Source organism: Ornithobacterium rhinotracheale DSM 15997 (assembly GCF_000265465.1).
Lineage (GTDB): Bacteria > Bacteroidota > Bacteroidia > Flavobacteriales > Weeksellaceae > Ornithobacterium > Ornithobacterium rhinotracheale.
Genome location: NC_018016.1, coordinates 61,391 through 83,157, shown reverse-complemented (window position 1 = coordinate 83,157; position 21,767 = coordinate 61,391). Strand labels below are relative to the sequence as shown.

The 21,767-nt window shown below is 36.9% G+C and carries 25 protein-coding genes and 1 other RNA gene; 11 read left to right on the top strand and 15 right to left on the bottom strand.

Annotation, left to right across the window (positions count from 1 at the left end; genetic code table 11):
- The first annotated feature begins 1 nt into the window (after position 1).
- The 5 genes from porD to ORNRH_RS00395 all read left to right on the top strand — a co-directional run bounded on the left by porD (position 2) and on the right by ORNRH_RS00395 (position 4,970).
- Positions 2-904, top strand: coding sequence for a type IX secretion system protein PorD (gene porD, locus ORNRH_RS00410; RefSeq protein WP_014789942.1), 903 nt, complete (start codon positions 2-4; stop codon positions 902-904).
- A complete protein-coding gene (locus ORNRH_RS00405) occupies positions 904-2,553 on the top strand; it encodes a DNA repair protein RecN (protein WP_014789941.1) in 1,650 nt (549 codons plus the stop codon). Before porD ends, ORNRH_RS00405 begins: the two co-directional genes overlap by 1 nt.
- A gap of 180 nt (positions 2,554-2,733) precedes the next feature.
- Entirely contained in the window at positions 2,734-2,991 is a 258-nt protein-coding gene (locus tag ORNRH_RS12575; RefSeq protein ID WP_311316247.1) for a nitroreductase family protein, read from the top strand.
- Positions 2,961-3,338, top strand: coding sequence for a nitroreductase family protein (locus ORNRH_RS12570; protein ID WP_311316246.1), 378 nt, complete (start codon positions 2,961-2,963; stop codon positions 3,336-3,338). Before ORNRH_RS12575 ends, ORNRH_RS12570 begins: the two co-directional genes overlap by 31 nt.
- 9 nt (positions 3,339-3,347) lie before the next feature.
- Complete coding sequence (locus ORNRH_RS00395; RefSeq protein WP_014789940.1) at positions 3,348-4,970, top strand: dipeptidyl-peptidase 3 family protein; 1,623 nt, start codon at positions 3,348-3,350, stop codon at positions 4,968-4,970.
- Here the strand turns inward: ORNRH_RS00395 and lnt are convergent.
- Positions 4,967-6,610, bottom strand: coding sequence for an apolipoprotein N-acyltransferase (lnt, locus tag ORNRH_RS00390; protein WP_014789939.1), 1,644 nt, complete (start codon positions 6,608-6,610; stop codon positions 4,967-4,969). The two genes, ORNRH_RS00395 and lnt, sit on opposite strands and share 4 nt — an antisense overlap.
- Positions 6,611-6,755: 145 nt before the next feature.
- Between lnt and ORNRH_RS00385 the strand changes: the two genes are divergently transcribed.
- From ORNRH_RS00385 to ORNRH_RS00375, 3 genes are read left to right on the top strand one after another with little or no spacing between them, the layout of a single operon-like run.
- Positions 6,756-7,316: an RNA polymerase sigma factor gene (locus ORNRH_RS00385; protein WP_052312687.1), complete on the top strand. Its 561-nt coding sequence runs from the start codon at positions 6,756-6,758 to the stop codon at positions 7,314-7,316.
- Entirely contained in the window at positions 7,306-7,995 is a 690-nt protein-coding gene (locus ORNRH_RS00380) for a hypothetical protein (RefSeq protein WP_014789937.1), read from the top strand. The genes ORNRH_RS00385 and ORNRH_RS00380 overlap by 11 nt, the downstream gene beginning before the upstream one ends.
- 7 nt (positions 7,996-8,002) lie before the next feature.
- Positions 8,003-9,028, top strand: a complete 1,026-nt coding sequence (locus ORNRH_RS00375) for an outer membrane beta-barrel protein (RefSeq protein ID WP_014789936.1) — start codon at positions 8,003-8,005, stop codon at positions 9,026-9,028.
- Positions 9,029-9,098: 70 nt separating this feature from the next.
- Here ORNRH_RS00375 and ORNRH_RS11465 read toward each other — a convergent pair whose 3' ends face one another.
- The 5 genes from ORNRH_RS11465 to ORNRH_RS00350 form a co-directional block, all read right to left on the bottom strand.
- A complete protein-coding gene (locus ORNRH_RS11465) occupies positions 9,099-9,497 on the bottom strand; it encodes a hypothetical protein (RefSeq protein WP_014789935.1) in 399 nt (132 codons plus the stop codon).
- A 7-nt stretch (positions 9,498-9,504) separates the two neighbouring features.
- On the bottom strand, positions 9,505-10,383 hold the full coding sequence (locus ORNRH_RS00365; protein ID WP_014789934.1) for an alpha/beta hydrolase: 879 nt from the start codon (positions 10,381-10,383) through the stop codon (positions 9,505-9,507).
- A 40-nt stretch (positions 10,384-10,423) separates the two neighbouring features.
- Positions 10,424-11,686, bottom strand: a complete 1,263-nt coding sequence (locus ORNRH_RS00360; RefSeq protein ID WP_014789933.1) for an MFS transporter — start codon at positions 11,684-11,686, stop codon at positions 10,424-10,426.
- A 92-nt stretch (positions 11,687-11,778) separates the two neighbouring features.
- Positions 11,779-12,090 (bottom strand): YbaB/EbfC family nucleoid-associated protein, encoded by a 312-nt coding sequence (locus tag ORNRH_RS00355; protein WP_036600842.1) that lies wholly within the window; start codon positions 12,088-12,090, stop codon positions 11,779-11,781.
- Positions 12,091-12,165: 75 nt separating this feature from the next.
- The gene (locus ORNRH_RS00350) at positions 12,166-13,104 is read right to left on the bottom strand and encodes a mechanosensitive ion channel family protein (protein WP_014789931.1); all 939 of its coding nucleotides are present in this window, start codon (positions 13,102-13,104) and stop codon (positions 12,166-12,168) included.
- A gap of 115 nt (positions 13,105-13,219) precedes the next feature.
- On the opposite strand from ORNRH_RS00350, the gene ORNRH_RS00345 reads away from it, so the two are divergent.
- Positions 13,220-13,744, top strand: coding sequence for a hypothetical protein (locus ORNRH_RS00345; protein WP_014789930.1), 525 nt, complete (start codon positions 13,220-13,222; stop codon positions 13,742-13,744).
- Here ORNRH_RS00345 and obgE read toward each other — a convergent pair.
- The 4 genes from obgE to fsa all read right to left on the bottom strand — a co-directional run bounded on the left by obgE (position 13,737) and on the right by fsa (position 17,080).
- Positions 13,737-14,732, bottom strand: a complete 996-nt coding sequence (gene obgE / locus ORNRH_RS00340; RefSeq protein ID WP_014789929.1) for a GTPase ObgE — start codon at positions 14,730-14,732, stop codon at positions 13,737-13,739. The genes ORNRH_RS00345 and obgE overlap by 8 nt on opposite strands.
- Positions 14,733-14,757: 25 nt before the next feature.
- A complete protein-coding gene (locus ORNRH_RS00335; protein WP_014789928.1) occupies positions 14,758-15,051 on the bottom strand; it encodes a DUF721 domain-containing protein in 294 nt (97 codons plus the stop codon).
- Positions 15,052-15,062: 11 nt separating this feature from the next.
- Entirely contained in the window at positions 15,063-16,139 is a 1,077-nt protein-coding gene (gene recF, locus ORNRH_RS00330; protein WP_014789927.1) for a DNA replication/repair protein RecF, read from the bottom strand.
- Between the two features lie 287 nt (positions 16,140-16,426).
- Positions 16,427-17,080 carry a fructose-6-phosphate aldolase gene (gene fsa / locus ORNRH_RS00325; RefSeq protein ID WP_014789926.1) on the bottom strand — a complete coding sequence of 218 codons (654 nt, stop codon included), beginning with the start codon at positions 17,078-17,080 and terminating at the stop codon, positions 16,427-16,429.
- Between the two features lie 152 nt (positions 17,081-17,232).
- On the opposite strand from fsa, the gene rpe reads away from it, so the two are divergent.
- Entirely contained in the window at positions 17,233-17,880 is a 648-nt protein-coding gene (gene rpe, locus ORNRH_RS00320; RefSeq protein ID WP_014789925.1) for a ribulose-phosphate 3-epimerase, read from the top strand.
- A complete protein-coding gene (locus tag ORNRH_RS00315; protein ID WP_014789924.1) occupies positions 17,873-18,226 on the top strand; it encodes a hypothetical protein in 354 nt (117 codons plus the stop codon). Before rpe ends, ORNRH_RS00315 begins: the two co-directional genes overlap by 8 nt.
- 2 nt (positions 18,227-18,228) lie before the next feature.
- Here the strand turns inward: ORNRH_RS00315 and rnpB are convergent.
- The 5 genes from rnpB to ORNRH_RS00295 form a co-directional block, all read right to left on the bottom strand.
- Positions 18,229-18,555: RNase P RNA component class A (gene rnpB / locus ORNRH_RS11775), an RNA gene on the bottom strand.
- A 139-nt stretch (positions 18,556-18,694) separates the two neighbouring features.
- Positions 18,695-19,402 carry a hypothetical protein gene (locus ORNRH_RS11460; protein ID WP_014789923.1) on the bottom strand — a complete coding sequence of 236 codons (708 nt, stop codon included), beginning with the start codon at positions 19,400-19,402 and terminating at the stop codon, positions 18,695-18,697.
- Between the two features lie 145 nt (positions 19,403-19,547).
- The gene (bshB1, locus tag ORNRH_RS00305) at positions 19,548-20,249 is read right to left on the bottom strand and encodes a bacillithiol biosynthesis deacetylase BshB1 (RefSeq protein ID WP_014789922.1); all 702 of its coding nucleotides are present in this window, start codon (positions 20,247-20,249) and stop codon (positions 19,548-19,550) included.
- A 150-nt stretch (positions 20,250-20,399) separates the two neighbouring features.
- Positions 20,400-20,852: a methylglyoxal synthase gene (locus ORNRH_RS00300; protein ID WP_014789921.1), complete on the bottom strand. Its 453-nt coding sequence runs from the start codon at positions 20,850-20,852 to the stop codon at positions 20,400-20,402.
- A gap of 9 nt (positions 20,853-20,861) precedes the next feature.
- Positions 20,862-21,764 carry a hypothetical protein gene (locus ORNRH_RS00295; protein ID WP_014789920.1) on the bottom strand — a complete coding sequence of 301 codons (903 nt, stop codon included), beginning with the start codon at positions 21,762-21,764 and terminating at the stop codon, positions 20,862-20,864.
- Positions 21,765-21,767 lie beyond the last annotated feature (3 nt).

The window sequence follows — 21,767 nt, the reverse complement described above, 5'->3', positions numbered from 1 at the left end:
CATGAAAATTAAAATCGCAACACTGCTTCTACTCTTTTTAAATTTCAGCTTTGCACAGGAATTTTATGCCGAAGTGAATGTGGATTATTCGCAAGTAGGTGGCTCCAACGCAAGCACTTACCAAGCACTTGAAAAATCGCTTAGGGATTTCATCAACACCACGAAGTGGAGCGATAAAAATTACAAAATTCATGAACGAATCGAGGCTTCTTTTAACATCATAATCAAAGAAAAATCAGGAAGTAACAAATACAAAGCAAGTTTGCAAGTACAGAGCAGACGCCCCGTTTTCAATACCAATTATTACACGCCTACTTTGAATATAAATGATACAAACTTTGATTTTGAATATACAGATTTTCAGCAAATTGTATTTAATCAAAGAAAATTCAGTAACACGAATTTAAGCGATGTAATTGGATTTTATGTCTATTTAATTTTAGGCGTAGATGCAGATACTTTTGAAAAAAATGGAGGTACGCAATATTTTAAAATAGCTCAAAATGTGAGTTCTAATGCCATAAGTTCAAGGTTTGACGGCTGGGACTCGCAATCTGTGAGAAACCGCACCGCATTGGTAAACGATATTTTATCTCCAAGTGGGAGCACAATGCGCACACTTTATTACAACTACCATATCAAAGGTTTAGATCAGATGTATTCCAATGAGTTAAAGGCTAAAAATGACATCGGGAATAGCCTTTTGACTCTGGATTATTATGAGAAAAATAACGATTATTCGCAAAACTATATGCTAGATATTTTCTTTAATACTAAAAAACACGAAATTGAGCAAATTTTCACTGGAGGCATCGCATCTACTTTTGGATTGAATAAATTAAAAACACTTTTAGAAAAAATTTCGCCGAACAACAACGATCTTTGGAAAAAGTTGAATAAATAATGCTGAAACATTTATCTATACATAATTACGCTTTAATCAATGATTTAGAACTTAATCTCGACAAGGGATTGAGCATCATAACAGGTGAAACGGGGGCTGGAAAATCGATTTTGCTGGGAGCCTTGCGTTTAGTGCTTGGCGAGAGAGCAGATTTAAAATCGATTAAAAACACCGACGAAAAATGTGTGGTAGAGGCTGTTTTTGATGTTAAAAATTTAGGTTTAGAGGCATTTTTTGAAACACACGATTTGGATTATGAAGATGAAACCATTTTGCGTCGCGAAATTTTGGTTTCGGGAAAATCGCGTGCCTTTGTAAACGATGTGCCTACCACGCTAAAAGTGATGGAAGAACTAAGTGCTCATTTGATTGATGTGCATTCGCAATTTCAAACGGCAGATATCATTACGCAAGAGTTTCAGTATGAATGGATTGATGCCGTGGCTAAAAATCAAAAATTGGTTGAGGAATTTCAGCAAAAATTAAAAATTCTAAAGGCTAAAAATCGTGAATTGAATGAAATTTTGGCACGACAAGCCGAATTTCAAAAAGAAAAAGATTATTACGATTTTATTTTCAATGAATTAGATGCAGCGGATTTAGACAATCTAAATCCAGAAGAGCTAGAGCAGCAACAATATTTACTAGAAAATGCCGAAGAAGTGGCGGGGAAATTAGGACAATCCATTGAATTGATGTCGGCAGAACCAAGCGGAATTTTATCTTTATTAAATGAATTAAAAGCTCAATCTAAGGTATTTGCAGATTATTTTTCAAATGAAGATTTGGCATCGCGCATTGAGTCTTTAGAAATTGAAGCAAAAGATATTTTTAGTGAAATTGATCGCTATACCGATAATGTGGAACCAGATCCTATTGCATTGGCAGAAATTCAAGGAAAATTAAATATTTACCACAATTTGTTGCAAAAGCACCACTGTGCAAATATTGAGGAACTTAGAAGTTTTAAGTCTGAAATTGAACAAAAATTGCTACAAGAAGCTAGTGCTTCTGGCGATGTGGTGGCTTTGAAAAATGAAATCAAAAAAATTACAGAACAATTAAATGCTGAGGCAAAAACTTTGCACGACCGAAGAGAAAAAGTGATTCCAAAAATTCAAAAAGAGATTTTGGAAACATTATCTGTTTTGGGAATGCAAAACTCCGAAATTCAAATTAACTTATCTCCTAGCGAGGATTTTAACCCGTTTGGAAAAGAGGAATTGTCGTTGCTTTTTACGGCAAACAAAGGCACGCAATTGAAAACACTTGAAAAATCAGTGTCTGGTGGTGAGCGTTCGAGATTGATGCTTGCCGTAAAGAGATCTTTGGCTTTGCACAAAACTTTGCCTACCCTAATTTTAGACGAAATTGATACAGGAGTGAGTGGCAAAATTGCAGGCGAAATGGGCAAAATCATGAAACAAATGGGAGAAAATCTCCAAGTTATAAGCATCACGCATTTGCCACAAGTAGCAGCCAAAGGAAACGCTCATTACAAGGTTTCGAAATCTGAGAAAGAGGGTGCCACACAAACAGAAATTCACAAATTGAACGAAGAAGAACGCTTAAATGAAATTGCTCAAATGATCAGCGGAGCAGATATTACCGAAGCTGCCAAGGCTCAGGCACAAGCTTTGTTGGATTAAAAAATGATTTTCCAGAAATGGACTTTTTTAATCAAACAATCTTTTGATTTTTTTCCAAAGATTTGCTCTGTATTTAGTTTTAAAAATTCTTTAAATCCAATTAATTTCTATGAATAATAGGGCTTGAACTGAAATAAATCATTAAATTTATGGCTTAAATACAGCAATTTAAATTTAAAAATGATGAATTTTTTACAAGCAATGCAAGAGAGATACACAACTAAGGTGTATGATGAAACGAAAAAAATTGATGAAAAAGAAATTACAGAACTCAAAGAAATATTAAGACTTAGCCCATCTTCTATCAATAGCCAACCATGGAAATTCTTATTTATAGAAGAGCCAGAACTTAAAGCAAAATTGGCAGAAAGATCTTTTTACAACGAGCCAAAAATTAAAAACGCTTCTTGCCTTGTGGTTTTTATGGTAAATCGGTAGAGCAATTTGAAAAAGAAATTCACGATTATTTGCCAGAAGGAGCCTTAAATTATTACCAAGGGCACATCATCAACACCCCTCAAGAGGACAAAGAAAAATGGATGGAAAAGCAAGTGTACATTGCGCTCGGTGTGCTATTGAGTGCATGTGCCGTAAAAGGTATCGACACCACTACAATGGAGGGGATTCAACCTGCTGAATACGACGAAGTGCTACAAATTGATGGATATAAAACCATCGTGGCAGTAGCTCTAGGTGGACGCGATGAGGAAAACGATTACAACCAATTACACCTTTCGCCTAAACAGAGAAGAAACGAAGATTTAGTGATAAAACACTATAAATAAAAAGTACACATGAAAAAACTAATCTTATCGCTTGCAAGCCTTGCTATTTTTTCGGCTTGTAGCACAACCAAGAACACCAAAGTGGAATACGCCAAAGTAGACTTAGCTCAATATACCCCCGTAAAACTCACCACCGATTTGTCAAAGCTCACACCTAGCGAGCGAAAAATGATCCCTTATCTGATCGAGGCAGCTAATGTGATGAATGATTTATTTTGGTACGAAGGTTATGGGAAAAAACAAGCTTTGTTGGAATATTTAAAAGGCGATGCTAGAAAATACGCCATCATCAATTATGGGCCTTGGGATAGGCTAGACAACGACTTGCCATTCGTAAAAGGTGTGGGACGAAAGCCACTAGGAGCCAACTTCTACCCTACCAACATGACCAAAGAAGAGTTTGAAAAAGCTAATTTACCCGAAGGCAAATCGCTCTATACCTTTGTACGCAGAAACATGAAAGGCGAATTGTACACAATTCCTTATCACCAAATGTTTGAAAAAGAAGTGCACTATGTTGCTGAATTATTGCAAAAAGCAGCCTCTATTTCAGAAGACAAGGAGCTTAAAAACTATTTGCTAAAACGCGCCGATGCCATGCTTACCGATAATTATTACGAAAGTGATTTAGCGTGGATCAACATGAAAAACAACACCATAGATGTCATCATTGGCCCTATCGAAACTTATGAAGATCAATTATTTGGTTTTAAAGCAGCACACGAGGCTTATGTTTTAATCAAAGATAAAGAATGGAGTAAAAAATTGGATAAATATGCAAGCTATCTCCCTGAATTACAAAAAGGATTGCCCGTTCCCGCAGAATATAAAAAAGAAACACCTGGAAGCGACTCAGATTTAGGTGCCTATGATGTGATTTACTATGCAGGAAACGCCAACGCAGGAAGCAAAACGATTGCCGTAAATTTACCCAACGACGAAAAAATCCAATTGGAAAAAGGAACTCGACGCTTGCAACTTAAAAATGCCATGCAGGCTAAATTCGATAAAATCTTAATCCCAATTGTGAACACTCTAATCTCACCAGAACAAAGAAAAAATGTGAATTTTGATGCATTTTTTGCCAATACAATGTTTCACGAAGTGGCGCATGGTTTAGGGATTAAAAATACCATCAACGGGCGTGGCACAGTGCGCGAGAACTTGAAAGAATACGCTTCTGCCCTAGAAGAAGGAAAAGCTGATATTTTAGGACTTTATATGGTTTCAGAACTGCTCAACAAAGGCGTACTTGATGGAAACGAAAAAGATTTTATGGTTACTTTTATGGCGGGCATTTTCCGTTCGGTGCGATTTGGAGCTTCCAGTGCACACGGGATTGCCAATACCATTCGTTTTAATTATTTTAAAGAGCAAGGTGCTTTTTCTAAAAACAGCGACGGCACCTATGTGGTAAACTTTGATAAGTTTAAAGACGCCGTGGAGAGCCTTAGCCGTTTAATCTTGACGCTCCAAGGCGACGGAGATTACGAAGGCGTAAAACGATTGGTTGAAAAATACGGGAAAATTTCTCCAGAATTACAGAAAGATTTAGACAAGTTAAACCACGATAATATTCCTGTGGACATTGATTTTATTCAAGGAATAAAAGTTTTAGGCTATAAGTCTTAATTTTTCTTTTTCAGAATTAAAGACATAAAGTAAAAAGCAGTCATAACCCCTGCTAGAATCAAGGCGATGCGTCCAACGACATCGCCTGATTTTGTATAAGGCGTGAGCTCGCTGTTAAGATGCACCTCGCCACGCAAAAATCCTTTTTCATCATAAGGCAAAGATTTTACAATATCTCCTCGCTGATTGATGAATGCCGAAATTCCGCTATTGGCAGCACGCACCACATCTCTCCTATTCTCGATAGCTCGGAGCTTGGCATATTCCAAAAATTGTTTGTGCCCCTGCGTATTGCCCCACCAAGAGTCGTTGGTACTTACAGAAATGAAATTTGCACCATTTTTCACAAATTCAGAAACAAATTCTCCAAAAATAGATTCGTAGCACACCAGCGGTGCCACTTTTCCATTGTTTAATGTATTGCTAAAAACGCTTCGCTCCTCTTGCGTAGTAAGCGAATTTACACTGCCACCAAAATCAAGCATGGCATCGCCGAGCAATGGTTTCAACACCGACATGTATGGGAATAGCTCCACACCTACCACCAATTTTGATTTAAAATAAGTTTGCACAGAATCCTTAGTATTCAACTGAGCAACAGCGTTATAATGATTAAGCCAGCCACCGTTTTTCATTTCTATTGCCGTAGGATTTGGCATTTCTTCTTGGTTAAAGAATTTCACGGCATCCATACCAGAAATAAAATTCACTTGCGGATGATAGCGTACAAACTCTTTGATTCTCTGAATATAATAATCACTCTCTACATCATTTAACACCACATTATCCAGCCCAGGGAAAGCCGTTTCTGGCACAATCACAAATTGAGTAGAATCCGTAATTCCTTTTTGGGCTAAATTGAGCAAATCCATCAAAATCTGATCTCCCGATAGTTGGTATTTTTCCCGATACGGATCCAATTTTGGCTGAAGCAAAACAACTTCTACCGATTGTTCTGATTTTTCTACATAATTATTGTACATAATGTAGGAACCACCAATCGGCAACAGCATGGTGAAAATGCCCAAAATTAGCATTTTTTTGCCCCATGCTTTCTGATGTTCCAAAAATGAATTAATGCCCAAAAACAAAAATTCATTGACTAAAATTACCCAAAGCGTTCCGCCCAAGGCTCCCGTTACGCTGTACCATTGCACCCACTTGTGAAAGCTGGCAAAAGCGTTTCCTAAATTTAACCAAGGCCAAGCAAAATCCCAATTTAAGTGTAATTTTTCAAGGAAAATCCAAATCATGGGCAAAAATGCATAACCTAAAAAATTACCGAATTTAAGTCTTATTTTGTGGAAAAACAGAAAAGCAAGCGACATCAATAAACTATTGACAATCACAGCAAAAAGATAAGCAAACCAAGCTTGTTGCAATTCGCTCAAAGTGGCATCGGTCTCGGGATGTGCGTGGCTAAGCCATGAATAAGTGAGCGCATTGAAGATTAAAAATGTAAATAAACTTAATCCAAAAATTTTAAGTCCTTTCTTGCCAAATTCAGCTTCAGAGAATTGTCTTTCAATCAATAATAAGGGAATGAAGGCAAAAAACACCAACAATGGAAAGCCATTGGTAGGCCAACTTAAAACGAAAAGCAAGCCCGCAATTAGGGCTAATAAAACTGATTTCCACATAAAAGCAAAGGTATAAATTTTATTTTTTCTAAAAATTTAATTTGCAGTTTATCACTTAAAACTTTTATCTTTATTAAAATTTTTTTAAAAGATTTTCCAACCTTTTGATCAAAAAATTCGTTTGTATAGATAGAAAGCAAATTCTATGGGAAAAATAATTCCAATGCAAAACACTTGTACACTGCTACGGGAAGTGCAGCAAAACAATCGCCGAGCGCAGCGCAAGCTGTATGAGCGATATGCGCCTCGCTTGTTGAGTGTTTGCCATTGGTATATCAAGGATTTTGAGTTTGCGCAAGATGCGATGAGCCGAGCTTTTTTAAAGATTTTTAACTCAATTTTGGAGTTTAAAGGCACCGAAGAAAAAGCACTCTACAGCTGGATGCGCAAAATTACCGTGAATGAATGTTTGGATTTTTTGCGCAGCAAAATGGCTAAAAATTCGTTTGACTATTTAGAAGATTTGCACGAGCAAATTGCCATGCCAAACCTTTCGCAACTGACGGAAAAAGAACTCGAAAACATCTTAAACATCTTGCCCACAGGTTGCAGAATTGTTTTTGTTCTCTATGTTTTAGAAGACATGAAACACCACGAAATCGCTGAGAAATTAGGCATTTCGGTAGGAACGAGCAAATCGCAAGTAGCCTATGCCAAAAAAATATTAAAAACGAATTTATCAAAAGAAACACTCTATGCACAATAATTGGAAAAATCAATTAAAGGATAAAATGAACCAAAGGGAAATTAAGCCCGATGATACCCTTTGGAATAAAATTGAACAGGATTTAAATACCGAAAAACCAAAATCGTTTTTTTGGACATATTTTTCGGTGGCGGCTTCGGTTTTGCTTTTGATTGGCTTAGGCATTTATCTTTATCCCGAAAAATCTATGCCTAAAGTGGCTACTCAAAACACCTCTTCTGCTCCCTCAAAAGGGATAGAAATACAACAAGTTAAGCCAAAAATTACTACAGAAAAAACTGAAATTGAGCCTAAAACGCCCGAAATTCAGCCTAAAGAAAAAACGCAAATTGCGACCACAACAACAGATGATTTAGCCAAGAAAAAAGCATTGAAAAACGAGATTCTACAGTCTATTCAGCAGATTGATGATTTGCTTGCTGCTCATCCAGAGCTGAAAGATTCTTTGCAAAAAAAATCGCCTGCAATGCGTTATGTTTCGGCACAGGAATTACTCGCCAGTGTGGAAAACGAAAAAATGCCACAAACACCGTATGAGTATGTAAACATGGATACACAACAGCTTTTGGCGCAAGTAGAAGATGAAATCTTTAGCGAAAAATCTCCGCAACTTTTGGATTTCATTTCCAAAAATTTAAAGAAAATACATTTAGCCCTTCAAAATAAAATTTCAAAATAATACACATATGAAAAAGTTTACTTTATGGATTAGTTTTGTGCTACTCTGCTCCACAGGATTGGTAAATGCACAATTTTTTGAATCTCAGGTAAAAGCTATTAAAAACCGAATTGATTCCATCACGACAAGCGAAAAAAATCTTTTAAAAACTGAAATTAAAAAGATTGATGAATCTTTTAACAAAAAAGAAATTGACCTGGCTACAGCTAAACAAATGAAACTTGATGCTGCTCAGAAATCAAGCGAAAACATCAATCAAAAAGTGGAAAAAGAGAAAGAACAATTGGATTTGCTTTTGAGCCAGCAAGTGAGCCAAAGCATTAAAAAAGAAAGTATAAACAACTCGACCGATAGCATTGTGATCGTTCGCAAGAAAAATTCTATCAAAGTTACTACTTCATCGCACCCAAAAGACAAACGCAAAGAAGTGAGATTTGATAATGGCTATTCGGGACTGACTTTTGCCATTGGATTGCACGCACTGGATGGCGATATTGCGAAGGATTTTAAAGTTTGGGGGTCCAAATCGATTGAGATTGGCTATGTGAGAAACTTCAGTTTGGTAAAAGATAATTCGCTTACATTTCACTATGGCTTGTCGCTTATGATTGATAAATTAAAGTTTAAAAACAATGATTATTTTGTGAATAAAAATGGGGTGACATCTGTGGAGCAATATCCATTAGATTTAAGTAAATCAAAACTTAAAACTACTTATTTAATTCTGCCCGTAACATTTAATTATAATTTCCCTTCTCCAAGTAATTCTGAAGGATTTAGAATGGGCGTAGGTGCCTATGCAGGAACTTTGCTGAACGAAAAACAAGTCTTGCGTTACCGAAATGAGAATGGTAGCAAAATACGCGAAGCGGTAAAAAACAATTTAGACGCTACTCAATGGATTTATGGCGTTTCGGCACATTTTGGCTATGGTGCTTGGATTTTTTATGCCAAATACACACTCACACCATTGTTTGAAAACGCACCGAGCAAATCGTATCCGTTTTCCATTGGCGTGCGTTTTGGATACTAAAATTTCTCCCCTATTATAATTAAAAAGGCAATTTCTCACGGTTTAGTTGATGTTTTTAAGTTTAAAATCATCACGAATAATATTTCCATCGCGGAATGATTTCAAACAAGCCGTAGCCCACAAATGTAAAAAGCGTGAACATCGGTAACAAAGTTTTTTGTAAGGAAAACTCAGGATTTAAAATCACAATAATGAATAATGCAGAGGCTGTCGCATAAACGCCCCATTTTTTGTATTGATAGGTAAACCAAAGGGCTACAAGCGTAATTATTGCCATGGCGAGCACCGTGTAGGTGTACCAAAGTGGCTCAATCCCAAGTGTAGGGTCGAGCTGAACGGGATCTTCGATAATTCTTTTTACTCTAAAAAATGAAAAAGAAATGGTCATAATGGCTACAAGTATCAAAACTAGTTTAAAGCCTAAGCTTTTTTCTGGCGTAGCGTCTGGAAAATAATTTGAATCTCTCATAATTTAATTAATATTCGATTTTTTCTATACGTAAGTTTTGGGTATCTCGCTCGATAAAATTTAAAATCTCAGGAAAAACTACCTTATTTCTCCAGCTTGGGCGATATCTTGGCAAATGCCCTGCCCCATTCATCACTACCAAACGATGTGGGATATTTGCCTCCGTTAGAGCTTTGTCTAGTGCAAAACCTTGCGATTTGTTTACCAATAAATCGGTAGTTCCTTGGAACATCAAAGTAGGTTTATTTGCTAGATTAAACAACGGACTTGCTTCTTTGAAACTTTCGGGGATTTTTTCTCCGAGTTTGTATCTATCTCCCACGGCGATAGACATCGTACGCTTGGTGTACCAATGGTAAAATTTCTTATCGGTATATGCTTTTGAGTAAAAATCCGTAGGCGATGACATTGAAATCACTTTAGACACATTTTCTGGATGTTCGTGCGCATACATTAGCGTTAAATGCCCGCCCGCACTCTCTCCTAGCATGATATAGGGAGCAGATGGCAAATGATATTTTTTGGCATTTTTCTTTAAAAACTCTATGGCTTGTGAGACATCTGCCAATTGATCTTTATAATTAATTTTTTTGTTTGCCAAACGATAAGTGATACTTGCTGTAGGATATTGCTTTTTGTGCAAAAAATTCTGAATGCCACGCAAATGCCAAGGCTCGCCCAAAATCCAGCCGCCACCATGAATGATGACTACCAGTGGCTTATTATCCCTAAATGCAGGCAGAAACAAATCCATGCGATGCCTTTTATTTTCGCCATAAGAGAGGTTAAACTCCTTGGTTCCGCCATAGTAGTCTGTCGTTTTTTTATAATTGTGACATGAAGCAAATACCATAACGATTGAGAATATCAATAATCTTTTCATCATTAAATTTTTTAGCTCAAAAAATTAGCCAAAATGTATTTTTTTACTTTTTAATTAATCTTAGAAAAATAATGGACAAGATAAAAAAGATACCCAGACATAACGCCGAATACTGCATACTCCCCATAAGATAAAGCACTTGGGCAAATATAAAACTTCCTAAAATCAACGCTAATTTTTCTACAATGTCATAAAAACTAAAATAAATGGTATTGTCATTCGATTTAGGCAAAAGCTTAGAATAAGAGCTTCTGCAAAGCGATTGCACTCCGCCCAAAACTAAGCCTACTGCCGCCCCCATGGCATAAAATTCTGCCGTAACATATTTATCATCTCGGTGTATTAAAAAAGCGGAAAAACAAATCCCTGCCCAGATGACTAGCCCCACTTGTAGGGCTGGCAAATTCCCCATTTTCTTAGATAAATAAGCAAAAAGATAGGAGCCTCCAACTGCCACAAACTGGATTAAAAGTATGGCAATAATCAAATTGGTAGAATCTAAGCCCAGTTCTTGGTCGCCAAATCTACTTGCCATGTAATTGATAGTTTGAATACCAACACTCAAAAAGAAAAATGCTAATAAATAATATTTTAATCGCTGAATTTTAAAGAGTTCCTGCCCCACTTTAAAAAGCTCGCGATGTGCATGTTTCCATATTTTAGATGTTTTATGGCTGGGCTGAGTATAGCTGTTTGGCAAATGTTTAAAAGTGTATTGTGCAAAGCCAATCCACCAAAGGGCTACGAGCAAAAACGAATAACGCGTTAATTCTTTGCTCACAAACATAATCATAACTAAACAGAAAATGAGCAAAATTGCTGAACCTATATAACCATAAACAAAGCCTTGAGCAGATAGCTCATCTTGCCTATCTTTGTCGGCAATTTCGGGCAAATACGCGTTGTAGAACACCAAGCTCCCCCAGTAGCCCACACTTGCGGTGATACTCCCAAGAATCCCTATCCAAAGTGTTTCTTCGTTGGTGAAAAAGAACAAAGATGCACACCCCAACGAACCTAAAACCGAAAAAATCTTTAAAAATCGCTTTTTATTCCCAATTTGGTCTGAAATAGCGGAAAGTATGGGCGAAAGCAAAACCACAATCACAAATGATGCTGTAATGGAATAAGAATACAAAATATCCTTATCAGAAAATTGAATGCCAAAGACTTTCACGCCCTCTTGCTCGCTGAGCACCGCCCCGAAATAAATCGGAAAAATCGCGGTGGTAATCACTAATGAATACACCGAATTTGCCCAGTCATAAAACGCCCATGCAAATTGCTGTTTTTTGAGTTTATCCATAAAATTTTAGTTCAAAATAGAAAAGCTACCCGCACACACATCGCTGTTGGTGGATAGCTTTTTTGGTCTTAATTTTTTGTAATCATAAACTCTTAAAACGGCATTCCAGGAATCTGTGGCATTCCTTGTCTTGCCACGCGTTCCAGTTCTGCATCATATTGATTTTGAGCTTTTTCAAGTGCTTTATTTAAAGTAAGGATTAAATAATCTACTAGTTGCTCTTTGTCTTCCAAAAGTTCGTCGTCTATCTTGATTTCTTTTACTCTTCCCGCTTTTGAAACTTTTACTTCTAGCAAATTATCAGATGATTTTTCATCTAAAAATTCGTTTTTCATAGCTTCTTTAGCGTTTTGAATTTTTTGTTGAGATTCTTGTAATTGCCCCAACATTTTCATCATGTCCATAGTTTCAGTTTTTGGTATTAAACTCGCCTCAAAAATACAAAAAAATTGTAATTATGCTTATTTTTTTGAGTTTAATCAAGAATTTCTTGCGTCTTGATCAATTTTTATTGCAAAGTTCTTTTCTGTGCCATAGAGTTTAAGCTCACGAATATCGGCAGGGAGATTGATGTTTGCCGCCACCAATTGATTTTTGACTTCGCGAATGATTCTTCCTCGCAACACATTAGATGCCACTTTGTAATCCTTGGTCGCTACCCAGAACAGCACTTTTAAATTCACAGCACTTGCAGCCAATTCATCTTCAATCACAAAACTTTTGTGTGTGGCAGTTTTCATTACATTTGGGTGCTCGTCTAGGATTTTTTGGATAATATCTTTAGCTTGGTCAATGTCGTCTTCGTAGCCAATTCCCACGATAAAATCCATTCGGTAGAAACCGTCAATTGTATAATTTTCAACAGGTTTGGTAAGCACATCGCTGTTAGGGATAAAAATATCTCGCCCATCTGAGGTTTTGATGTGAGTATATCTAAAATTCATGGCTTGCACGCTCCCAAAATGAGAATCGATCTGAATACTATCGTTGATATTAAACGGACGATTGAAGGCTAAAATAATTCCTGCTAAAAAGTTTTTCCCGATGTCTTGAAAAGCAAAACCCAATATCAACGCGGCTCCTCCCGCTGCCCCCAAAATAGCACCTGCTACACTACTAAGCCCCGCTACTTCTAGTGCCAACATGGCAGAAATTAAGAATAAAATCAGCTGAACGGTTCTGGATAAGAATTTAGCCATCAGCGGATCATTTGCCTTGTTTAGAAATCTCTTTTGATAAATTCCAGTAATGATTTTTGCCAATAAGCTTCCTAGGATAATGATTAAAAGCCCTACGATTAAACTCGGCAAATGGGATAAAAGTTTATCGTAATGATCTTGTACAGAATCTTTTACTAAATCCAAAGATTTCTCTGCCTCGTTTGCAATGTTTGTTTGTTGTTGTAGTAATATAAGCATTTTTTGTGTTTATCTTTTAAAATTAAATTGGACTGCAAAACTAAGGTTTTATTTTTTCATTCAAAAAACTAGTTTTCTCTTTTATTGTATATTTGTACTTTACTAAATACTGAATATGAAATTGCTAAAATATATTGCGCTAGTTACAATTTTAGCGGCATGTAAAGGTCGTGTAGAGCAAGAGATTATAGTTGCTAGCCCTATTGATATTTCCGACAACGAAATCACAAATTATGTGGAGTATTGCAACAATAGATTTGATATTTGCATGAATTATCCTAGTAACTTTAATCCAGAACCAGAGCCTACCAACGGCGACGGGCGTGTATTTAGCAATAAACCAGATGGTGCTGAAATTAGAATTTTTGGCACTACTTTTTCGCCAAGAACTCAGCTGGAAGAAATTGTGCAGTCCATGAAAAAAGAACTGGAAATTTATAATTTAAAACAAGATAAAAATCGTGTAGAAGTCTTTGGTTTTGACAAAGAGAACAATAATCTTTATCACGAAATTTTAATCATAAAAAAACAAGCTAAAAGCAAAAATGATGAGCTTTGTAGCTTGTCTTTCACCTATCCTCACGCCAAGCGCAAGAAGTTTAAGTCTTATTGGAGAATTATCTCAAACTCTTTTAAGTAAACTTTTCGTTAAGTTTTTTCCAAAGTAAATCTTTGAGCTCTTGAAGTCCCGTTTGTGCCACTGAGGAAATGAACACATGTGGCACATCTTTAGGCAATTGTTTAGCAATTTCTGCCTTTAATTCATCATCGAGCATATCCGATTTTGAAATGGCTATCACAAAATCCTTATCGAGCAATTCTTTGTTATAATTCTCTAGCTCGTGTTTCAAGATTTCATATTCTCTTGCATAATCTTTAGCATCTGCTGGAATCAAAAACAATAAAAGTGCATTTCGTTCAATGTGTCGTAAGAATCTATGTCCTAAACCTTTACCCTCCGATGCTCCTTCAATAATCCCCGGAATATCCGCCATCACAAATGAGTCGTGATTGCGATATTCTACAATTCCCAAATTCGGGGTGAGTGTCGTAAATTCATAATCCCCAATCTTCGGTTTGGCTGCCGTAAGCACCGAAAGCAGCGTAGATTTTCCAGCATTTGGGAACCCTACCAAACCCACATCTGCCAACACTTTTAGCTCAAAAGTAGCTTGCATTTCCTTGCCAGGCTCGCCTGGTTGCGCATAGCGAGGTGTTTGGTTTACCGATGTTCTAAAATGCCAGTTTCCGAGCCCTCCACGCCCACCGTGGAGCAACACTTCTTTTTGCCCATCTTCAGTGATTTCAAACAGCTGATGCCCCTGCTCATCTTTTACTACTGTACCAAGCGGCACTTCGATATATACATCTTCGCCATCGGCACCCGTGCTTCGTTGCTTGCCACCATTTCCACCATTTTCAGCCTTTAGGTGGCGTGTATATCTTAGATGGAAAAGTGTCCAGCGGTGGCTATTGCCCACGACAATAATGTTTCCTCCACGCCCACCGTCTCCCCCATCAGGACCTCCTTTGGGCACATATTTTTCTTTGCGCAAATGTGCAGAACCAGCTCCTCCTTTCCCGCTGGCTACACTGATTCTTACATGGTCTATAAAGTTGTCTTGCATTGTTTTTTTTGTTTTTTATTGTTAACTAAATAAAGTGTACATCTTTTAAATACTCTTCGCCCAAACTTTCGTTGATATGAGCTATGATTTTGGCTTTGCCATAACTAAATTCTGATTTAAACGCAGGAGAAGTCAATCGAACATATAAAACTTGATTTTTAACAAAAATCGTCTCGGTCATATTTTTCACAAAATCGCCCATTTGCACGTGCCATGCATCGATGACTTGGCTCTCCTTCACTTGATTGCGGTAGCCATATTTATCTACAAAGTTGGAAAGTCCCTCTGCCAAACTCACTAAATTCTGTTTTTTCTTCATAGAAATTTAAGTTATAATTTAAACACTTTGTGGTCATCATTGATTTTGGCAATGATTGATTGGGTGCGCTCGGGGTGCGTATCGGATATAAAAATTTGCCCAAAATGCTCCTCATTTACCAATTTTATCAATTGCTCCACACGCGACTCGTCTAATTTATCAAAAATATCGTCTAAAAGCAATATCGGCGTTACATTTTTTTGTTCTTTGATGATTTCTAATTCCGCTAATTTCAATGCAATTAAAAAAGATTTTTGCTGTCCTTGCGAACCGAATTTTTTGATTAAATGCCCTCGAATATTAAATTTCAAATCATCTTTGTGCACGCCCTGCGTGGTGTACTGCACCAATTTGTCTTTAATTAAAGATTCCTCTAAATAAGTTTCAGGATTCACTTCCAAATCAGATTGATACACGATTTCCACCTCCTCTTTTTCTTGCGAAATAAAGGCATAATATTTCTGAAATTTGGGCTGAAATGATGCTAAAAAGTCTTTTCTTTTTTCAAAAATATCTTTGCCCAATTTTAAAATTTCTTCATCAAAAATCGAAAGTTGCAAAGCATCAAAACTGTGATTGGCGGCAAAATATTTGAGCAAGGCATTACGCTGAGAAAGCACCTTATTATATCTTAATAAATGATTGAAATACACCGAATCTGATTGCGAAATGATGCGATCAACGAACTTTCGACGCACATCGCTGCCCTCGGTAATCAAATCGCGATCGTAGGGCGAAATAATCACCACGGGGAACTCCCCCACATGGTCGGCAATGCGCTCGTAGGTTTTCTGGTTGCGTTTGGCATTTTTCTTTTCGCCTTTTTTCACGCCACACTGCACCCATTCTTCTTTTTGATTTTTGAAAAACCAACCTTCCACAAAAAAGAAATCTTGCGAAATCCTAATATTTTGGGCATCGCTGGCGTTGAAATAACTTTTAAAAAGGCTCAAATAATACACCGCATCGAGCAAATTGGTTTTGCCCACGCCATTGTTCCCCACAAAGGCGTTAATCTTTGGGGAAAACTCCAATTCTTTCTCCTCGAAATTCTTGAAATTGATTAAGTGAATCTTTTTTAAATACATTTTTACAAAGGTAATGTATTTCTTTTATTCACTCTAATTTTAGTCAAAAATCGTTTTTTGGGTGTTTTTTTTGGATTTTATGGCTAAACTCGTGTGGTAGTCATTCCGAACTCGTTTAGGAATCTCTTTGTGTAAGACCCTGAAACAAGTTCAGGGTGACACAACGCAAAAGTATATTTGATTCTCTCTATCATTCCGAACTCGATTCGAATATAAATTCTTTAATAAAAAAAATCGCTCAGCCGTTTTGGCTGAGCGAAGAGAAACCATAAAAATAATTAAAATGATTAATTTCCTTTTTTATAATCGGCTAAAAATTGTGCCAATCCTTTGTCTGTCAATGGATGATTAAGCAATGCTAAAATCGCGTTCAATGGCGAAGTCACTACATCTGCTCCAATTAGCGCACATTGATTGATGTGCATTGGGTTTCTAATCGATGCGGCAAGAATTTCTGTTTCAAAAGCATAATTGTCATAAATCGTGCGGATATCTGCAATCAATTGCATGCCATCTTGCGAAATGTCGTCTAAACGCCCCACAAATGGCGAAACATAAGTCGCCCCCGCTTTGGCTGCCAACAAGGCTTGCCCTGTGGAAAATACTAGTGTACAGTTAGTCCTAATTCCGTTATCGGCAAAATATTTTATCGCTTTCACCCCGTCTTTAATCATTGGGATTTTTACTACAATTTGCTCGTGTAGGCTTGCCAGCTCCTCGCCTTCTTTCACCATGCCATCAAAATCTGTGGCAATGACTTCGGCACTCACATCTCCCGTAACGAGTTCGCAAATCTTTTGATAATGCTTCAAAATATTTTCTTTCCCCGTGATTCCCTCTTTTGCCATGAGCGAAGGATTGGTCGTTACACCATCTAAAATGCCCAAATCTTGTGCTTCTTGAATTTGGTCTAAATTGGCTGTGTCTATAAAAAATTTCATATCGTTTTAAATTTATTTTACAAGGTACGAATTTTTATTCAAATTTCATTGAAAGCTATTCGTTTTTAATTTTTATTTAATATTTTAAAGTCGCTTTAATTTCAAATTTAAAGTTTAATTATTATCTTCGCCAAGAATTAAATTTAAAAGTTATGGCGATAGTAGCACCTTCTATGCTGGCGGCAGATTTTCTACATTTAGACAAAGACATTCAAATGGTAAATGAAAGCCCTGCCGAGTGGTTTCATCTTGATATTATGGATGGCGTTTTTGTACCCAATATTTCTTACGGAATGCCTGTGATAGAGGCGATCCGCAAAGCGACCGACAAATTTCTAGATGTGCATTTAATGATTACCCAGCCCGAACGCTATACGCAGACTTTTAAAGCTTGTGGTGCCGATTTGCTAAGCGTGCACTATGAAGCTTGTCCGCACTTGCACCGAAATATTCAGCAGATTAAAAACGAAGGAATGCAAGCGGGTGTGGCGCTGAATCCGCATACACCTGTGCATTTGCTTGGCGACATTATTCAAGATTTGGATTTGGTTTTAATTATGAGTGTGAATCCTGGATTTGGCGGACAAAAGTTTATTGAGAATACTTATAAAAAGGTAGCCGAAGTAAAAGATTTAATTCTACAAAAAAATGCTTCCGCCCTCATCGAAGTAGATGGTGGTGTGGATGCGAGCAATGCTGCAAAACTCACTGAATGTGGTGCTGATGTTTTGGTAGCGGGAAGTGCCGTTTTTAAAGCTGAAAATCCTTTAGCAATCATAGAAAAATTACAAAATGCCTAGTCCATCTCAAGAGGCACTTGCATGGGAAAAAGTGCTAAATTTCTTCAAAGAACATCTCACCGACGGCGCCCCCCCCAATCTCGACACGATTCTATTTTTAATTGGCGTGCAGGAGCTAGGCATGGGACACCGCAGGTATAAAAAAGATGAAAAGGTGAATTTAATGCACATTGCCGTGTGCCGATTGCTTGAGCCATATGGCTACTACCGATTTGAAGGCAAAGATGCCGATGGCTGGCCACATTTTGAAGTGCTGGAACAATTGCCCCAATTGAAAGCCAATGAACAAACGCTTTTGATGAAAAAAGCGATTATTCAATATTTTGAAACCCAAGGGTTAATTTAAGAAAAGAAAGTGAGCCTATAAGCCGGATTCTGTCATTTCTCTCACGAGAAACGCCTTGCCATTTATCTACATTTAGCATTACTGCTAAACTCTAGCTGCTTACCCCTTGGCATCGGACGAGCCGCCCTTATCAGCCAATATACATAGCATTGCACCACGCAGAGTTTACCTGATTTCACTACAGCCGTACTGTACATTCTTTCTGCTGCACTAGTCCTCCTTGCCCTTCCGAAGAAAAACAAGTGGCGGGTGTTACCCGCTGCGTCGCCCTATGGTGTCCGGACTTTCCTCGTACCCTCGCTCAGGCACGCGACAAGGCGGCTCACTTAAGTTTGCAAAGATAGATTTTTTATAATTGCTATAAAATTTTTGGTTAAAAATAAATTTAAGTTTTCTGTTTAAATGCTGAAATAGAATGCAAAAAAATGCAAGAAATTAATTTCCTGCATTTTTTAAATTTGGTTATTCTTATTGATTATAATTTTCCCAGCCATTTTTAAGGTACTTTTCATTGGGACTAAACTCTGCCACGCCTATATCTAGATCACCGCTATTAGGGATTCTATAATCTCCGAAATTAGCAGGAATTTGTTTCTTAGTTTTGTAATCGGTAAAATGTCCTGTAAAATAATTATTATTAAAACTATCTGATACAAAGCCCATTCCATCATATAGCAAATGATTATCATTAGTCAAAATATATTTTGATGTAAACTCCCCATCAAAAGAACCTGCGTTTTTCGCTTTTTTATCCATGTCTAAATGTACTTTGAATTTAGCCTTCCCCTTTATCCCATCAATAACAAAATTTTTGCTTTTCGGTTTTTTATAAACTTTTGATTCTATTAATTCGAAAGTCCCAGTAAAAGGAACAAAATTTCCGTTTCCGATTTTTGTATTTCCCGTAACATTATAAATATAAGGATTTTGGGAATCTTTTTTCACAGAAGTGAAATCCAATTGCCAGCGGGTGTAATTGTCGCCAACAGCTCCCAAAATAGCACCACGCTCTACTACTTTTTTATACCCTTCGTTATCTATGCCCTCAAAAGTTTTTGAACTAATCAAACTAGCGTAATCGAATGATTTTTCAGGGAAAATATTATTAAACAAATCATCTTGTGCAAACATTGCATTTGACAAAATCACCGTGAGCATCAAAAATATTTTTTTCATGATTAAAATTTTAACATTTATTAAATTTAATAGATTTAATTTTCAAAATTTATGCCAATATAATTTTCAAACACAAAAAAAAGTAAATAATTTTCACAAAAAAAATCATTTGAGAGATTAAATTTCAAATTATCAAGACTTTTAATTACAAAAACGCCATAAGATTATCCACGCCTAGATTATCATTTTTTATGAAACCTTCGCCTGCGTCTTTCCAGATGATGCGTCCCATGTCCTTGGCTCTGTATTCAATACTTTCGGTAAAGTTTTTGTTTGAAATGGCTGTTTCTGGTTCTGTAGAATTTGGATCATGAAACTGTGATTTATACGCCAAACAAGATTGAATCTTTTGGTCTAAAAATCCCGTAATATCCACAATGAAATCTGGTGTGAGTGGTTGCCACTGAATGTAGCTAAATATATGTTTTGGTCGCCATGGCTCCTGCCCTGTTTCAATTTTCTTTAATCCTGAAAGAAAAGCCGCATTCTTCACCAATTCGTGTGCACGCGCATGATCGATATGGCGATCGTTTGGTGCCGAAGTGATTACAATTTCTGGCTGATACTTACGAATGATTTCTATGATTTTTAATTGATGTTCGGTATCGTTTACAAAAAATCCGTCTTTCATTTTTAAATTTTCTCTTGCCGAAATGCCTAAAATTTCGCCCGCCTTTTTTGCCTCTTCCATTCGGATTTCTCTGCTTCCACGCGTTCCTAATTCTCCTTGTGTAAGGTCGAGAATACCTACTTTATATCCCTGTTTTGCCATCTTGGCAAGGGTTCCGCCACAACCTAGTTCTACATCGTCTGGGTGCGGACCTGTGGCTAATACATCTAATTTCATAAAAATCGTTTTTTTTTGATATTTTTTTTAATCTAGACTTTATTCCTCAATTTTTAAGCCATAAAAATACATTTTTTGGTTATTTTTCAACAAAAGAGAAACGCTCCCACATTGGAGCGTTTAGTAAAAATTCGATTTTTTAATATTTTTCTATACTTTACGGTTTAGATAACCACTATAGTCTGAAATTTCTGCCGTGTAATCGCTGTGCATATAAGAGGATTTAATCAAAAAATCGGCAGTGGCAGGACAGCACGCCATCGGGATATTCCACACTACGCCTAATCTAAGAAGGGCTTTGACATCGCTGTCGTGGGGCTGAGCTTCCATGGGATCCCAAAAGAAAATCACCATATTTATTTCGCCTGCAGCAATCATGGCTCCTAATTGCTGATCGCCTCCAAGTGGACCACTCATTACGCGACTCACCTTTACGCCCAGTTTTTCCTCGAGCACTTTTCCTGTGGTTTGTGTCGCTACGAGATTGTGCCTTTTAAGCTCCTCTTCGTGACGATCTACCCACTGTGCAAGCTCTTCCTTTTTGTGATCATGCGCTACGAGTGCTATTGTTTTTTTTACGGGAATTTCTCTTACTTTTTCCATGTGAGAATTTTATTTTTTGTTAGGTTTTTCTTCTTTTTGTAGCTCTTTGTCTTGAAATTTTTGTACGATTTCAAACATTTTTTGGCTGTCTTTTTTATTCTTTTCTAATTTTTTAATGAGCTTGGTGGTAGGGCTTTGCGGATAAAATTTTGAAAATCTGTCAAATTCTTCTTGCACATTTTCTACAAAATCACCATCTCCCGTGATGATTGGGCAATTTTCCGTTCCTAAAAGATATATTTGTTGCAGGGCTAAATAATCTTTGATTGCTTTTTTTGCCCATATAGTGCCCTTGTAATCATTCATATAACGCTCATAATCGGCAATTAATTCGCCTAATTGTTCCCATGGCGTTGCCAGATCTCCCTCGATATATACAATTTCGTCTTGGGTTTTGTTTTGCAGTGCTAAATAATTTTTAAACTGAGGCGAGAGATAATCGCTAAAGATATTAGACATAAAATCTTTGTCATAGCGAATATTGTATTTTCCATCGTTCATGCGATAAGTTTCGATGCCCACACGCGCCATTTCTTCTTCAGTTTTCTCGATGGGCGATGGTGGCGGAATTTCCTGCCCCTCTGCGTTATGATGGTATTCGTAGTAATTTTCCAAATATCCTTTCTTGCTTTGAATTAAATTTTGCAATAAAGTTGCAAACTTTTTCTTTGAATCTAAGTACAAAGAATCTGCCTGAACTCCAGACATTGTTTTTAATTCTTCAGCGATTAATTCTTTATTTAATTCTATTTTCTCTAAATCATCGGTAGTGTTTATCAATTTCTTAGAAATCTTTTCAATCGGTGATTCTTGCGCTACAACTTTGATTTCGTCTTGTTTTTTTTGGTTTTGTTGGCACGAAAGCATGAGTACACTGGCAACTGAAATGAGAAAATATCTTTTATAATTCATCGT

Coding starts and splice junctions, on each gene's coding strand:
- porD (WP_014789942.1), top strand. CDS start 2: ATGAAAATTAAAATCGCAACACTGCTTCTACTCTTTTTAAATTTCAGC.
- ORNRH_RS00405 (WP_014789941.1), top strand. CDS start 904: ATGCTGAAACATTTATCTATACATAATTACGCTTTAATCAATGATTTA.
- ORNRH_RS12575 (WP_311316247.1), top strand. CDS start 2,734: ATGATGAATTTTTTACAAGCAATGCAAGAGAGATACACAACTAAGGTG.
- ORNRH_RS00395 (WP_014789940.1), top strand. CDS start 3,348: ATGAAAAAACTAATCTTATCGCTTGCAAGCCTTGCTATTTTTTCGGCT.
- lnt (WP_014789939.1), bottom strand. CDS start 6,610: ATGTGGAAATCAGTTTTATTAGCCCTAATTGCGGGCTTGCTTTTCGTT.
- ORNRH_RS00385 (WP_052312687.1), top strand. CDS start 6,756: ATGGGAAAAATAATTCCAATGCAAAACACTTGTACACTGCTACGGGAA.
- ORNRH_RS00380 (WP_014789937.1), top strand. CDS start 7,306: ATGCACAATAATTGGAAAAATCAATTAAAGGATAAAATGAACCAAAGG.
- ORNRH_RS00375 (WP_014789936.1), top strand. CDS start 8,003: ATGAAAAAGTTTACTTTATGGATTAGTTTTGTGCTACTCTGCTCCACA.
- ORNRH_RS11465 (WP_014789935.1), bottom strand. CDS start 9,497: ATGAGAGATTCAAATTATTTTCCAGACGCTACGCCAGAAAAAAGCTTA.
- ORNRH_RS00365 (WP_014789934.1), bottom strand. CDS start 10,383: ATGATGAAAAGATTATTGATATTCTCAATCGTTATGGTATTTGCTTCA.
- ORNRH_RS00360 (WP_014789933.1), bottom strand. CDS start 11,686: ATGGATAAACTCAAAAAACAGCAATTTGCATGGGCGTTTTATGACTGG.
- ORNRH_RS00355 (WP_036600842.1), bottom strand. CDS start 12,090: ATGGACATGATGAAAATGTTGGGGCAATTACAAGAATCTCAACAAAAA.
- ORNRH_RS00350 (WP_014789931.1), bottom strand. CDS start 13,104: ATGCTTATATTACTACAACAACAAACAAACATTGCAAACGAGGCAGAG.
- ORNRH_RS00345 (WP_014789930.1), top strand. CDS start 13,220: ATGAAATTGCTAAAATATATTGCGCTAGTTACAATTTTAGCGGCATGT.
- obgE (WP_014789929.1), bottom strand. CDS start 14,732: ATGCAAGACAACTTTATAGACCATGTAAGAATCAGTGTAGCCAGCGGG.
- ORNRH_RS00335 (WP_014789928.1), bottom strand. CDS start 15,051: ATGAAGAAAAAACAGAATTTAGTGAGTTTGGCAGAGGGACTTTCCAAC.
- recF (WP_014789927.1), bottom strand. CDS start 16,139: ATGTATTTAAAAAAGATTCACTTAATCAATTTCAAGAATTTCGAGGAG.
- fsa (WP_014789926.1), bottom strand. CDS start 17,080: ATGAAATTTTTTATAGACACAGCCAATTTAGACCAAATTCAAGAAGCA.
- rpe (WP_014789925.1), top strand. CDS start 17,233: ATGGCGATAGTAGCACCTTCTATGCTGGCGGCAGATTTTCTACATTTA.
- ORNRH_RS00315 (WP_014789924.1), top strand. CDS start 17,873: ATGCCTAGTCCATCTCAAGAGGCACTTGCATGGGAAAAAGTGCTAAAT.
- ORNRH_RS11460 (WP_014789923.1), bottom strand. CDS start 19,402: ATGAAAAAAATATTTTTGATGCTCACGGTGATTTTGTCAAATGCAATG.
- bshB1 (WP_014789922.1), bottom strand. CDS start 20,249: ATGAAATTAGATGTATTAGCCACAGGTCCGCACCCAGACGATGTAGAA.
- ORNRH_RS00300 (WP_014789921.1), bottom strand. CDS start 20,852: ATGGAAAAAGTAAGAGAAATTCCCGTAAAAAAAACAATAGCACTCGTA.
- ORNRH_RS00295 (WP_014789920.1), bottom strand. CDS start 21,764: ATGAATTATAAAAGATATTTTCTCATTTCAGTTGCCAGTGTACTCATG.